The organism is Burkholderia sp. 572 (assembly GCF_040545135.1).
GTDB lineage: Bacteria > Pseudomonadota > Gammaproteobacteria > Burkholderiales > Burkholderiaceae > Burkholderia > Burkholderia cepacia.
Genome location: NZ_JBEPLH010000029.1, coordinates 16,582 through 30,388, shown reverse-complemented (window position 1 = coordinate 30,388; position 13,807 = coordinate 16,582). Strand labels below are relative to the sequence as shown.

Sequence of the window (13,807 nt, the reverse complement as noted above, 5' to 3'; positions counted from 1 at the left end):
TCCTTGAAAGTGGCACGCGCGGCCACATGCCGCGCGCGCATTCAGCGTGACGTCGGCCGCTCGTCGGGCCGACCGGATTGATAGGCGAGGAAGCACAGCACCGCGAGCGGCAGCGCGAGCGCCCAGAACGCCGCGAACAGATAGGCCATCGCACCCGCGCCGGCGCCGAGCGCGAAGCCCGCGACCGGCGGCAGCGTGCGCCGCAGCCGCACGCGTGCGGCTTCGCGTTCGGCCGGCGCGGCGAGCGGCACCAGCCAGTCGAATGCATCGATCACCGCCTGCGTGACGTTGCCCGTCATCACCGTGTTGGCGACGACCGAGCGGGCCGTCAACCGCGCGTGCGCGTTCTGGACGCCCATCGCCGCGGCGCCGAGGAGACCGCACAGGATCGTCCTCGGCGCGTCGGCATCGGCGATCGGCGAGGCCATCACGCCGGCCAGCATGAAGCCGGCCAGCAGCACGGCCTGCAGCGCATACAGCGAACGCGCACGCACGCCGTGGCCCAGCTGGCGCATCCGGTGGTCGAGCACGCGCGCGACGACGATGCCCGCGATGAAGGACGGAAACGCGAGCCACTTGATCGCGAGCCCTTGCCCGACGCCGGCCAGGCCCGAGCCGATCAGGATGAAGTTGCCGGTGACGTGCGCGGTGAACAGGCCGAACAGCGCGACGAAGCCGAGCGTGTCGACATATCCCGCGATCGACGCGAGAAACACGTCCTCGCCGCGCACGCGGTCGGGCACGGCGCCCGCGGTTACCGGCTGCGACGGCATGACCCGGTTTCCTGGATGGTGGCGCCGGCGCCCGGCGAGATCTGATAACGCATGTTCCGCTCCGGTTGCGCCGACCGGCCCGGCTTGCCGACTGGCATCCGGCCCGTGCGGCGGTTCGGAAGCCAGACTAGTGAAGGCTGACCTTAATGTCATGGCGGCCGCCTGAATTTTTCTGAATCGGCGGCGGGCTCGCGTGGCCGGGGGGCCGGGCCCGCACGACGCGGATTGCGCGCCGCACCGGCCCCGCAGCGCGCCGAAAGCCCCGCCGCGCGCGGCATGCGGCCCGTCAATCGTGCTATTTTTCGATCGATAGTTAACGCAGGCGCACCATCGGGAGCCGATGCATGACCGAAAGAAAACGCAGCACGCCGGCCCGCGAGCGCGGGACGGACGCCGACGGCAACGCCGTCACGCCGGGCCGCCGGCTCGCGCCGGAAGCGCGCGAGCGGCAGATCGTCGAGAAGGCGATCGAGCACTTCGCGACGCACGGCTTTTCCGGCAGCACCCGCGAGCTCGCGCGGCAGATCGGCGTCACCCAGCCGCTGCTGTACCGCTACTTCCCGAGCAAGGAAGCGCTGATCGACCGCGTGTACGACGAGATCTACACGTGGAACCCCGACTGGGAAAAACTGATCGGCGACCGCACGGTGTCGCTGCAGGAGCGGCTCGTCGCGTTCTATCGCGACTATGCGCAAACCATCCTGCGGCGCGAATGGATCCGCACGTTCATCTTCGCGGGGCTCAGCCGCGAGGGATTCAACACGCGTTACCTGTCGCGGCTGCGCGAACGCGTGTTCCTGCCGGTGCTGCGCGAGCTACGGCACGAATACGACATCGCGACGCCCACCACCGAGGCCCAGCGCAATGCGGAAGTCGAGCTGGTCTGGAGCCTGCACGCGAGCATCTTCTATTTCGGCGTGCGCAAGTGGGTCTACGGCCTGCCGGTGCCCGACGATCTCGACACCGAGATCGAACGGCTGATCGACGCGTTCCTGCACGGCACGCCCGCCGCGCTGAAGCAGCTCACGTCGGACGCACCCGCGCGGCGGCGCCGGCGCGGCTGACACGGGTGGCGGGCATGCCGGTCGACGACGGTCGCATCGTCGTCCGGCATGTTCACGCTCGTGCGCCTTCGTCAGGCCCGCACGCGACGGGACGCCACCGGCCGAGCGAATCGCACGAGGATCGGCAACCGCCTGCCACGGCCGGCCCGTGACCAGGCAAGCCGGTTCCGGCCGTGCGCGCAATCACGCGAATTCAGAACAATTTATCCGGCGCGCCGCACGATTCGCCTATTCTCGAAAGGCATTTGCGGCCGCGCCGGTTTCGCGCGGGCCGAACCGAACAGCGACCGACCCATGACCCTCTCCATGCCCTCGATCACCCATCACACCGTCACCGCGAACGGCATCCGCCAGCACTACATCGACGCCGGCAGCGGGCCTGCCGTCGTGCTGCTGCACGGCTTCCCCGAGACCAGCTTCGCGTGGCGCTTCCAGATTCCCGCGCTCGCGCAGCGCTACCGCGTGATTGCGCCCGACCTGCGCGGTTACGGCGAAACCGACAAGCCGGCCGCCGGTTACGACAAGCGCAACATGGCGCGCGACGTCGCCGGGCTGCTCGACGCGCTCGGCATCGGCCGCATCGCGCTCGTCGGGCACGACCGCGGCGCGCGCGTCGCGACGCGTTTCGCGAAGGACTTCCCCGAGCGCGTCGACCGGCTCGTCGTGATGGACAACGTGCCGACGCGCATCGTCGCGCAGAACATGACCGCGCAAACGGCGCGCGCGTACTGGTTCTTCCTGTTCCACCAGGTTCCGGATCTGCCCGAGGCGCTGATCGCCGGCAAGGAAGCCGAGTGGCTCAGCCACTTCTTCTCCGACTGGTGCTACAACCCGCACGCGATCTCCGGCGACGCGTTCGACACCTACGTGCGCGCGTACCGGCGCCCGGGCGCCGTGCGCGGCGCGCTGGCCGACTATCGCGCGAACGCCGAGGACGTGCAGCAGGATCTCGTCGACGCGGACGTCAAGATCGCGTGCCCGACGATGGCGCTCTGGGGCGAGGATTTCTACGCGGTCGGCAAGATGTTCGACATGAAATCCGTGTGGGAAAGCATGGCGACGGACCTGCGCGCCGAGCCGATCGCACAGTGCGGGCACCTGCCGCAAGAGGAGCAGCCGGAGCGCGTGAACGCGCTGCTGCTCGACTTCCTGCAGCACTGGGAAGGCTGATTCGATGCGCACGCAACGAACCATCGGGAGGCAGGCAGCATGAGCGACGTTTCGGGCCCGCTGGCGGTCGTGATCGGCGGATCGGTGGGCGGGCTGTTCACCGCCACTTCACTGCGGGCGGCCGGCTGGCGCGTCAAGGTCTTCGAGCAATCGCCGAACGAGCTCGACAGCCGCGGCGGCGGCATCGTGCTGCAAACGCCGATCGAACGCGCGTTCGCGTTCGGCGGCGTGCCCGTGCCGCACGATGCGGGTGTCGATTCGGGCGACCGGATCTATCTCGACGCGCACGACCGGATCGTGCAGCGCCTGGCCATGCCGCAGACGCAGACCGCATGGAACGTGATCTACACGGCGCTGAAGCGCGCGCTGCCCGCCGGCGTCGTGCACGGCGGCGTGTCGTTCGAGCGCTTCGAGCAGGAGGGCGACCGCGTGATCGCGCACTTCGCGGACGGCCGCGTCGAGCCGGCCGACCTGCTGGTCGGCGCCGACGGCGGCCGCTCGAACGTGCGCGCGCAACTGCTGCCCGATGCGCGGCCCGCGTATGCGGGTTATGTCGCGTGGCGCGGGCTCGTCGACGAGCACTTGCTGCCGGCCCCGGTGCTCGACGTGCTGCGCGACCGCTTCACGTTCCAGCAAGGCGACGCGCACCTGTTCCTCACCTATCTGGTCCCCGGCCGCGACGGCGCGATCGAGCCGGGCAAGCGGCGCGTGAACTGGGTCTGGTACCGGCGGCTCGCACCGGCGAGCCTGCCGTCGCTGTTTCTCGCGCGGGACGGCACGCAGCGCGACGGTTCGCTGCCGCCCGGCGCGATGCGCGACGACAACCGGCTCGAACTCGTGGACGCGGGCCGCCGGTTGCTGGCGCCCACGCTCGCCGCGCTCGTCGACGCGACGCAGGCGCCGTTCGCGCAGGCGATCCTCGATCTTTCGGTCGAGCGCATGGCGTTCGGCCGCGCGGTGCTGCTCGGCGACGCGGCCTGCCTCGTTCGGCCGCATACGGCCGCGGGCGTCGCGAAAGCGGCGGAGAATGCGGTCGGGCTCGCCGAGGCGCTGCGCGGCGTCGTGCACGGCCCCGCGTTCGACGCCGCGCTGGCGGGCTGGGAAAGCCGTCAGCTCGCGACCAACGCATCGCTGTCCGACCTCGGCATCTCGCTCGGCACGCGGATCATGGGCCGCGCGTGACCGTCCGGCGGTGCGCGCCGCTCCGGTCGATCGCGCGTGCGGGCCGGGCCGTCACGCGTGGCGCACGACGATATCCCACGCGGTATGACACGCTTGCCCCGGCAGCGTCAGCGCGCGCAGCACCACCCGATCGCCCTGCTGCGTCGCGACGCTGAACTTATGCGGCGCCAGCAGCGCGACCGTCGCGCCGTTGTGCTCCAGTTGCAAGCCCGGCGCCGCAGGCTGGCCGCTCAGATGCGACAGCCAGATGTCCAGCACCATCCGGTCGCGCGTCACCGCGAATTCGACCGTGTGCGCCGCCCACGCATTCAGTGCATGGCCCTGCGGGTTGCGGAACGACGGCCCCGCGGCCAGACGCGGCACGTTCGCCAGTACGTCCTCGTGCGCGGCCAGCACCGACAACCCGCTCGCGACGAAGCGTTCGGGCTGAAGCAGGCCGGGATCGGCCGGCTGCGCGCGCTTGCCGGCTTCGGGCGCCAGCGCGAACGCCTGCCCGAGCGCGATCGCATGCTCGGCATGACGCGCCAGGTAGCGCCAGTGATTCAGGAAGCGCACGTCGCCCGTCATGTGCAGGCCACGGATCGGTTTGCCCTGATGCTCGAGCACGATGCGGACCGCGTCGAAATCGTGCCGCTCGTGCAGCCCCCATTTCGTGACGAAATTCTGCTCGCAGCCCACGAGCCGCACGTGGCCGCGGCCGCCCCACAGATGCAGGAAGGTCGTGTCCAGCCCGTAGATCGCCGCGAAGTCCCGGCCGATCCTGCCGGCCTGTTCGCGGACAAACCGCGCGAATCGCGCCCAGGGCTCGCGGCCGCCGACCACGAGCCCCGCCTGTAGCGGCTGCCCCAGCCGCTCGAGCACGTCCTGCACGCACTGGTGGATCAGCGCGTCGCGCCGTTCGCCGATGAGCGGCGTCATCACGAACGCGCAGAAGTGCGCATCGGGTGCGACGTGAAGGGCGTCGTCGTGCGGCACGACGTCGAAGATGTCGAACCGCGGCCCCGGGAACCAGATGTCGGCATCGTAGAGCGCGAGCGTCTGCAACGCCGGATCGATGTCGAAGATCGCGGCCGCGGAGATGTAGCGGTCCCAGGCAAGGTCGCCGACGCCCGCCGCCGCGTACACCTCGATCCCGTTCGCGCGCAGCCGCTGCTGCTTCTCGTCGGACAACCCGTAGCCGATGACGCCGATGCGCCCCCGGTAGTCCGTCGCGCGCAGCGAGACGATGAACGGGATGACCATTTCGTACCAGGCCTGCGTGTTGTCGTCGATCGCGAACGCGACGAGTTGATGGCGGTCGGTCTCGTTGTTGTCGGACGTGTTCATGCGTGTGGTGAGATTGGTCAGTCCGTCGTTCCGATCGGTCCGGCTGCCGGTGTTCCTTTACACGCGACGCCGATTATCGGAAGGCAGGCGAATACCCGTTATCGTCATACGATTGCGAGCGATATCCATTCGGCGGCGGCCCGTTCGCCGGGGCCGTTCTCCAGAAAATGGATGCACGATTTTTACCACGGCGCGATATTCCCGCGCGACCTGAAAATGCGTCGCGATCCGGAACATTTGTTAAATAGCTTGAATGACCGACAACCGGCCGGCAATTTGCCTTAACATCCGGCCGTCATCTCGACTGACGCCGATCACGGTTGACCGACCCTGGACTCCGGCCGTGGCTTTCATTTTTCAGGTGCCCGAACGCGGCGCCGATTTCATCCGGACGCTACGACCGATCATGTTCCAGACCCCGGGAGATTCATTCGTCAACGGCTCGTTGCTGGGCCTGTGCGTCGAGGTGCCGCTCGCCGCGCTGGTGTCGCTCGCCATGCACGGCGTCGACTGGAACGGGCAGCGCATCGCGATGCTGATCGCCACGCCGGTGCTGCTCGCCTGCATTGCGCTGCTGACCCGCCCGGTCGCATTCAGCACGGTGTGGAAGCACAAGCGCTCGCCGTTCGTGCTCGACGACAACGTGCGCGCGTCGATCTACGGCCGGCTCTGCGGGATCGCGCTCGGGCTCGTGTTCGGCATCATGGTCGCGACGACGTTCGCCTGATCCCGCCGAACCGGAGCGCCCGACGAAACCTGCGTCGGGCCTGAAGCCGCCGGGTCACGAGCGCGTCTTCCCGGCGCATCGCGTCACGCCGACGCCACCAGCGTGTTGAACGACGTATCCCACAACGGCGCGACATTCGCCGGCCCATCCAGCACGCCGATCCGCGCGAACACATCCGCGACCTGCTGATGCTGCGCCACCACGTCGGGCGTCACCGGCAGCAACGCATAGTCTTCGCTGCGCTGGTCGAACATCGCGACGAGATCGGCCACCGGCACGCGCGTCTCCTGGTTCTGCACCCGTGCGTAGTCGCCGAAATGCCCGTTCGCCCACGCATACGCGCGCCGGAACCGCAGCAGCAGATCGCCCGTCGCCGCACGACGGCGCGCATCGTCGAGCGTGCGCGGGTTCGCGTACACCGGGAAATTGCCCGACAGATAACCCTTCCCCGTCTTCAGCACGCGCGCCCCGTAGCGATTGCGCGCGAGCTGGCCGTTGTAGCCGTAGATCGCCCATGCGTCGATGTCGCCGCGATCGTAGGCCGACAACCCGTCGGTCGGCGACAGGTTGATCGGCTGGATGTCGTCGAAGCCCAGGCCCGCTTCCGTAAGCTGGCGATACAGGAAGTAGTGCGACGTCGTCGCGCGCACGTAGCCGACGCGCTTGCCCTTCAGGTCCGCGATGCTGCGGATCGGCGTGTCCTTGCGTGCGAGCGTGACCTGGTTGTTCAGGTCTTCGCGCACGCGGGTGATGAGCCGGACGCTGGCCTTCTGGCGCGCGGCGAACACGGCCGGAATTTCGCTGCCCGAACCGATATCGAGCGCATCTGCATTGAGCGCCTCGATGTGCAGCACGCCGTTGTTCAGTTCGCGCCAGTCGATCCGGTACGGTGTGTCGCCGAGGCCGGCCGCCTGCAGCAGTGCGCGCCAGCCGCCCTTGTAGGTCGCGACGCGCAACGTCGTGCCGGCGAGATCGGTGTTGACGGCCGGCGTGGCGAACGCGGCCTTCCCGGCGAACGGCGCCGCCACGGCCGCGGCGCCGGCAAGAATCAGGCGGCGGCGCGCCGCCGACGTTGACGCCATCGAATCCTCCTGTCGATCGGTTGCGAATTGAGCGGAAGCCTGCGCGGCTGCATCAATGCAGCACCGGGAACCCGTGGCGCTCGGCCAGCAGCTCGAGGATGCGGCGCGCGTCGGTGACGAACCGCACGTCGCCGAGCGTCTGCGCGTCGTCCGGCGCCGGCTGGTCGCGACCGAGCACGAGGACCGGCAAGCCCTGGTGCGCATCGTCGAGCGCCTCGATCACCGCGTGGCGCGGCCGCTCGAAGCCGACGCGCTTCACGTCGATGCGGCCGGCATGCTCGGGCGCGCTCGCCAGCAGCCCCTCGATCGACAAACCGTGCGGACAGACGAAACGCTGGCCCGGATGCTTCGGGTCGGCAAAACCCGGTTCCAGCAAAAACAGTACATCGCGACTCATGTCAAACGGCTCCCGTGTTCGTTGTTCAGCCGGGACGCATGCGCACGTCGGCGCCGTCATGGTCCCCGAGCAGGCCGGCCCGCGGCCGGATGCCCGACTCTACCGTTGCGCGTCGCACCGCCCTACCAACGTTTTGAGAAATCGATATGCCGGCGCGCATAGCGCATCGATCGTGCGCCGCACAGACGGCCGTTGCGTAAATGCATCGCCCGTTGCATCGCGGACATTGCGGATATCGAACCATTTCATCGATCGATATGACGGCGGCCGCGGGTAGCCGGCGCCCGACGTTCGCCGTTCGAGCGATGCGTTCGCCGCAGCAGGGGTGCCGGACGCGATCGCGACGCACATGCCGGACTTGCAGCAATGCACATTACAAATCGGCCGCGCAGCGATTTACAAACCACGGATCGACCGTTCGCCGGTTCAACCCGCGTCAATAGCATCGTGCTCCTTACAGTCTTACTCATAAAAACAGAGGAAAGTCATGATCAAAAAAACGATAGTCCTGGGTTTGGTTTCGATCGGTTCGGTCAGCGCGCATGCGCAGAGTTCGGTCACGTTGTACGGCGTCGTCGATGCCGGTTTCGCCTATACGAACAACCAGGGCGGCGCGAGCAACATCCAGCAGACGAGCGGCAAGCTGAGCGGCAGCCGCTGGGGCCTGAAAGGCGTGGAAGATCTCGGTGGCGGCCTGCAGGCGGTCTTCACGCTCGAAAGCGGGTTCCGGCCGAGCGACGGCGGGCTCGGCCAGGGCGGCCGGCTGTTCGGCCGTTCCGCGTACGTCGGCCTGGCCAAGTCCGGCATCGGCACGCTGACCTTCGGCCGCCAGTACGAGCCGATCACCGATCTCGTCGCGCAGTACTCGGGGTCCGGCTTCTGGTCGCCGGCCACGCACGTGGGCGACAACGACAACATGAACCAGAGCTTCCGCCTGAACAACGCGGTGAAGTTCCGCAGCGACACGATCGCCGGCTTCACGGCCGACCTGCTCTATGCGTTCAGCAACCAGGCGAACGGCGGCGCCGGCACCGGCTTCTCGAACAACAATGCGTGGGGCGTGTCGGCGAACTACGTGAACGGGCCGCTGTCGGTCGGCGGCGGTTACGTGCGACTCAATCACCCGAATGCGACGTCGAATACGACCGGCGCGGTGGGCGGCGCGACCTCGACCACCGGCAACGACTACAGCGGCGCGTTCTTCTACGGGCTGAACGGCGGTGTGCTCAAGCAGCAGATCGGCGTGGCGGGCGCGAACTACGCGCTCGGCCGCGCGACGCTCGGCTTCGCGTGGAGCCACACGCAGCTCAACTATCTCGACGGCTCGTCGCGCAAGTTCAACAACTACGACGTGAACGCGCGTTACCAGATCACGCCGGCGGCTACGCTGATCGGCGTCTATACGTTCACCGACGGGCGCGCGAGCGGCCTGCCGGGCACCGGCGGCCAGACGCTGAAGCCGCGCTGGCACCAGTTCACGCTCGGGTTCGACTATGCGCTGTCGAAGCGCACCGACATCTACGTGTCGGGCATCTACCAGCTCGCGGCCGGCGATGCGAGCACGGCGACGGCGGGCGGTTATCGCAGGATCGCGGCGATCTCGAACATCGGCAGCGCGTCGTCGACGAACCGCCAGGTCGCGCTCGTCAGCGGGCTGCGCGTGAAGTTCTGACGGCATGCGCAGCGGGTGCGGTGCGGTGCGGCGTGATAAGCAAAGCGGGAATCGTTGTTTGCCGCGCCGTGCCCGGTTGCCGAGAATGTGCGTTTCCCGTGCGCTGCCCGCAGGCGCGATACGCGTTCGACGATGACCGACTCCCTCCCCGCGAGCCGCGCAGCAGCCGGCTCGCCGGCGCATCGGGCATCGCACCCGGGCGATTCGCCGCCGCACGTACCCGCCATTGCCGTGCGGTGCGTGCCCAACCCGCAAGGAAGCCATCATGAGCGCCCCCTCCGTCGCTGCCCCGGTCGCGACGTCATCGTTCGTCGACGTCCGCTCGCCGGCGGACTTCCCCGACAGCCCCGTGTCGCGCGTGCTCGCGCAGCCGCTGATGCTCGGGCTGTTCCTGCCGATCCAGGCCGGCGGCTGGAGCGCGTCGACGCTGCCGCGCACGACCGACTGGACGTTCGACTACAACGCCGAGCTGGTCGCGCGCGCGGAAGCGCTCGGCTTCGATCTCGTGTTCGCGCTGTCGCAATGGCTGCCGAAAGGCGGTTACGGCGGCGTGTTCGACGGCCACGCGCTCGACTCGTTCATGACGCTGGCCGCACTGACCGCACGCACCGAGCGGATCATCCTGGTCGCGACGAGCCACGTGCTGTACGGGCCGTGGCATCCGCTGCATTTCGCGAAGTTCACCGCGACGCTCGATCACATCTCGCGCGGGCGCTGGGGCATCAACGTCGTGACCGGTCATCGCGCCATCGAGCACGAGATGTTCGGCTGGAACCGGATCGAGCACGACCGGCGCTACGAGATGGCCGCCGAATTCGTCGACGCGGTGCAGCAGTTGTGGGCGCAACCGGACAATTTCAGCTACACGCCCGCGCTGTCGGGCTGGCGGCTGGGCGGCGCGTTCGTCACGCCGAAGCCACGCTACGGCCGCCCGCTGCTGATCAACGCGACCGGCTCCGACGCGGGCATCGAGTTCGCGGCGCGCTATTCGGACATCGTGTTCGTCACGAGCCCGGCCGGCCCCGACGCCGAACGCGCGATCGACGCCCTGCCCGCGCATACCGCGCACGTGAAGGCGGCCGCCGCCGCGCGCGGCCGGACGATCCGCACGCTGCTCAACCCGCTCGTGATCTGCCGCGAAACGGCAGCCGAAGCGCGCGCGTATCGCGACGCGATCGTCGCGCATGCGGACGAAGGCAGCTTCCACCGTTTCGACAGCGACGCGCATGCGTGGCGAGGCGGCTTCGAACAACGCGCGCAGGCCGACGCGCGCGCGATCGGCGGCAATATCTCGATCACGGGTTCGCCGGAGGAAGTGGCGGACACCATCGTGCGGCTGCACCGTGCGGGCATCGACGGCATCCAGTTGAGCTTCTACGATTTCAAGCCCGATCTCGACTTCTTCGGCGAGCGCGTGCTGCCGCTGCTGCGCGACGCCGGCTTGCGGCGCTGACGCGGGCGGCGGACGCATCGCCCGCCGCGGCACTCACCGTTTCGACACGACGTGGTCAGAACACGCGGCCTTCGGTGAGGTGCGTCGTCACGCCGTTCAGGTCGTAGTCGCCGATCACGCGCGCCTTGTGCAGCAGCGGATTGTGGCTGAAGATCGTGCGCAGGTTGCGCCAGTGCCGGTCGAAGTTGTGTTCGCGCGCCGTCGCCGATGCCCCGCCGACTTCGAACAGCCGCTCGGCCGCGTGCAGCGCGAGCTTGCTGACGATGAGCTGCGTACGCGCGGTTGCGAGCGCGCTGTCGAGCACGCGTGCATCCGCATCGGCGTCGCCGGCCTCGATCGCGTCGGCGGAGCGGTCGAGCGCCCGCGCGTTTTCGCGCACGAGCGCGTCGATCGCGTGACTGTGCGCGGACAGTTCGCCGACGACCTGCTGGATGAAGTGATCGTCGCGCGCGGTCGGCGCCGGGCTGTGCAGCACCGGGCGGCCGTGCGCGAGCACGTAACGGCGCGCATCGGCAACCACGTTGCGCACGATGCCCGCACCCGTCGCGACGAGATGCAGCTGGCGCAGCGCGCCGCAATGGCGGCCGACGAGCGTCGAGCCGTCGCGCGGGGCCACTTCGTCCGCGAACACCTGCACGTCGTCGAGCAGCAGGCTGCCGCTCGCGGTCATGCGCTGGCCCATGCCGTCCCAGTCGTCGAGCACCCGCACGCCGTCGCGCGCGACGGGAATGATCACGGCGACCGCGTCGCCCTGCTCGTTCTCCACGTTGATGCGTGCGAAATCGGCGAACGCGGTGCCGGTCGAATAGTATTTGCGCCCCGTCACGCGATAGTGCTCGCCGTGCCGGCGCAGCACGGTGGTGTTCTCGCCCGGCCGCGACGTGCCGCGCTCGGTCGACGCACCGCCGAAGATCGCGCCGGCCAGTGCCCGCTCGAGCTGCACGTCGTTGAACGGCGTGCGCGGCGACAGCCGCAGCGTCTCGGTCTGGTCGTAGTGGATCCGCAGCGCGTGCGCGAGGTTCGAATCGGCGGCGGCCAGCGTCGCGATCGTGTCGAACAGGTCGACCAGCGTGCCGCCGAGGCCGCCGCGCGCGACCGGAATCCGCAGCACGCCCAGCGCCGAGCGCCGGAAGCGTGCGAAGCCGTCGAACGGCAATTCGCGACGCGCCTCGCGTTGCGCGGCATCCTGCCCGATCGCGGTCGCGAGATCGGGCAGTGCGGCGAGCGCATCGCGCAACGCGTCGCGCGGATCGACGGCATCACGGGCGGTCATTCTGCGGTTCCTTGTACGAGAGGTTCGGGAATGCCGCTGCGCGGTGCGATCGCGACATCCGCGAACCGGCGCACATACGGCACCGCAAAGTATAGGGACGCCCCCGGTGTGCGTGAAAAGCCGATTTCAGCTTTTGTTATGCGTGTGCCGGGAATGGTCGAGCGACATCGCAGCGTCGCGCCATCGCGCGATACCCCGGCGCGGCGCGGTCGTGCGTGGCGACCGTCACGATTCCGTCGACGGGTCGGGTACGCGCACGATGCCCTCCGGATACCGGATGTCGATCAGCCCGTGCTTGTCGCGGATGCGGATCGGCGGCACGACCTCCACGCTCGCACGGTCGACGCCCTCGCACACGGCCAGGTTCGTATTGGTGCGGTAGTACACGCGCTGGTCGTCGACCGCAAAGGCCCAGTTCAGAAAGCGCAGGCTTCGTGCGTCGATCCCCGGCAACGGCTTGCGGTAGTTCTTCCCCCACAGCACGTGACCGTCGGCGTCGATCAGCATGTCGTGAAAGACGCCGCGCGCGGTCTCGACGTCGACGCGCCCCGGCTTCGTCACGATCTTGCCGTCGTAAAGGATCTGCGCGCCGAGCCGCGCATACCGGTAGCCGAGGCTCACCACGCCGGCCGGATCGTCGATGCCGCGCTTGCGCACACCGGCGCAGAACAGGTGCTTCGCATCCCGCGCGTACGCGCCGCCGATATGCGTCAGGCTGGCCACGTCGGCCTTGACGACGGTCAGGCGGCATGGGCCGCGATCGGGATCGTGGATGTCGCGCTCGACGTGGTAAGCCTGCCGTGCATCGCGATACCAGCCGCCGCCCAGGGGTTCCAGCGTGGCGGCATCGCCGTCGGCAACGAGCCCTTCGCCTGCGTCGTCGTAGCTGAACGCGGCGCCGCCCGCGTAGTAGCGCAGCCCCGACGCATCGACGGCAAAGTGGTCGACCAGGTGCCGGAAGCTGCCCAGATCGAAGTTGTTGAGCGCGCGATACTGATGCCCGCTGCCGGTGCGGGCCCAGACGCGTTCGCCATCGCTGTGGAACGGCCCGCCGAGCGGGGCAAGCGGCTCGTTGCGCGTGTCGCGCCGCCGCCGCGCTTCCGCCTCCTCACGGCGCTGTGCCTCCTCGGCGTCGTAGATGGCCTGCTGCTCCGGCGTGACCCGCGCCGCATCCTCGTACTGCTGCATGTGGCGCGCATGCAGCGACTGCACGGTCGCGATGCAGTACACCGAATGCGGAACCGAGCGCAGATACAGCGCCCAGTCCTCGTCGTCGCACCGGTAGAACCAGTGGATCGCCTCGCCGTCCCATCCGGCCGGGTCGGTGCGCGCGAGCAGCGCGGCCTTGACGTCCCGGACCTTGCCGGGCACGACGAAGGAAAGGCTGTAGCTGGTGTCACGGACGATGTCGAGGCTCTCATCCTCGAACAGGCTTCGCATCAGTTTTTCGAGTTCTTGCAAGGTCATGGGCGCGTGTCGACCCGGTGACGGGCCACGGAATGAACGGACGTGCGGCGGTCATTCTAACCATGGCGACGTGCGCTGCCCGGCCTCCTTCGGGACATTCGGTCGATCCATCGCGTATCCGCCCGGATACGAACACGTCGACGATCGTCATTTCACCGCATCCGGTTCCCGATCGGGAACGAAACGGGCATTCCGCTGCCGGCACGATCAATTCGTTTCCG

13 protein-coding genes are annotated in these 13,807 nt (G+C 68.7%); 7 read left to right on the top strand and 6 right to left on the bottom strand.

The window, feature by feature from the left end:
* Positions 1-41: 41 nt before the first annotated feature.
* Positions 42-773: a YoaK family protein gene (locus ABIC51_RS35565; RefSeq protein WP_027792609.1), complete on the bottom strand. Its 732-nt coding sequence runs from the start codon at positions 771-773 to the stop codon at positions 42-44.
* A 344-nt stretch (positions 774-1,117) separates the two neighbouring features.
* On the opposite strand from ABIC51_RS35565, the gene ABIC51_RS35560 reads away from it, so the two are divergent.
* The 3 genes from ABIC51_RS35560 to ABIC51_RS35550 all read left to right on the top strand — a co-directional run bounded on the left by ABIC51_RS35560 (position 1,118) and on the right by ABIC51_RS35550 (position 4,189).
* Positions 1,118-1,837 carry a TetR/AcrR family transcriptional regulator gene (locus tag ABIC51_RS35560; protein WP_027792608.1) on the top strand — a complete coding sequence of 240 codons (720 nt, stop codon included), beginning with the start codon at positions 1,118-1,120 and terminating at the stop codon, positions 1,835-1,837.
* Between the two features lie 294 nt (positions 1,838-2,131).
* Entirely contained in the window at positions 2,132-3,007 is an 876-nt protein-coding gene (locus tag ABIC51_RS35555; protein ID WP_027792607.1) for an alpha/beta fold hydrolase, read from the top strand.
* A gap of 39 nt (positions 3,008-3,046) precedes the next feature.
* The gene (locus ABIC51_RS35550; protein WP_226231030.1) at positions 3,047-4,189 is read left to right on the top strand and encodes an FAD binding domain-containing protein; all 1,143 of its coding nucleotides are present in this window, start codon (positions 3,047-3,049) and stop codon (positions 4,187-4,189) included.
* A 51-nt stretch (positions 4,190-4,240) separates the two neighbouring features.
* On the opposite strand, the gene ABIC51_RS35545 is transcribed toward ABIC51_RS35550, so the two are convergent.
* Complete coding sequence (locus tag ABIC51_RS35545) at positions 4,241-5,515, bottom strand: hypothetical protein (protein ID WP_226231029.1); 1,275 nt, start codon at positions 5,513-5,515, stop codon at positions 4,241-4,243.
* Here ABIC51_RS35545 and ABIC51_RS35540 point away from each other — a divergent pair.
* Positions 5,480-5,800, top strand: a complete 321-nt coding sequence (locus ABIC51_RS35540; RefSeq protein ID WP_226128956.1) for a hypothetical protein — start codon at positions 5,480-5,482, stop codon at positions 5,798-5,800. The two genes, ABIC51_RS35545 and ABIC51_RS35540, sit on opposite strands and share 36 nt — an antisense overlap.
* A 58-nt stretch (positions 5,801-5,858) precedes the next feature.
* A complete protein-coding gene (locus ABIC51_RS35535; RefSeq protein ID WP_226151248.1) occupies positions 5,859-6,242 on the top strand; it encodes a hypothetical protein in 384 nt (127 codons plus the stop codon).
* 83 nt (positions 6,243-6,325) lie between these two features.
* Here the strand turns inward: ABIC51_RS35535 and ABIC51_RS35530 are convergent, their stop codons facing one another.
* On the bottom strand, positions 6,326-7,324 hold the full coding sequence (locus tag ABIC51_RS35530) for an ABC transporter substrate-binding protein (RefSeq protein WP_060317642.1): 999 nt from the start codon (positions 7,322-7,324) through the stop codon (positions 6,326-6,328).
* 52 nt (positions 7,325-7,376) lie between these two features.
* The gene (locus ABIC51_RS35525) at positions 7,377-7,721 is read right to left on the bottom strand and encodes a DUF3088 domain-containing protein (protein WP_027792602.1); all 345 of its coding nucleotides are present in this window, start codon (positions 7,719-7,721) and stop codon (positions 7,377-7,379) included.
* 487 nt (positions 7,722-8,208) lie between these two features.
* On the opposite strand from ABIC51_RS35525, the gene ABIC51_RS35520 reads away from it, so the two are divergent.
* Positions 8,209-9,393: a porin gene (locus ABIC51_RS35520; RefSeq protein ID WP_027792600.1), complete on the top strand. Its 1,185-nt coding sequence runs from the start codon at positions 8,209-8,211 to the stop codon at positions 9,391-9,393.
* Positions 9,394-9,658: 265 nt separating this feature from the next.
* Positions 9,659-10,846, top strand: coding sequence for an LLM class flavin-dependent oxidoreductase (locus tag ABIC51_RS35515; protein ID WP_354006943.1), 1,188 nt, complete (start codon positions 9,659-9,661; stop codon positions 10,844-10,846).
* Between the two features lie 55 nt (positions 10,847-10,901).
* On the opposite strand, the gene ABIC51_RS35510 is transcribed toward ABIC51_RS35515, so the two are convergent.
* Positions 10,902-12,119, bottom strand: a complete 1,218-nt coding sequence (locus ABIC51_RS35510) for an acyl-CoA dehydrogenase family protein (RefSeq protein ID WP_175862227.1) — start codon at positions 12,117-12,119, stop codon at positions 10,902-10,904.
* A gap of 225 nt (positions 12,120-12,344) precedes the next feature.
* A complete protein-coding gene (locus ABIC51_RS35505; RefSeq protein ID WP_059693466.1) occupies positions 12,345-13,586 on the bottom strand; it encodes a DKNYY domain-containing protein in 1,242 nt (413 codons plus the stop codon).
* Positions 13,587-13,807 lie beyond the last annotated feature (221 nt).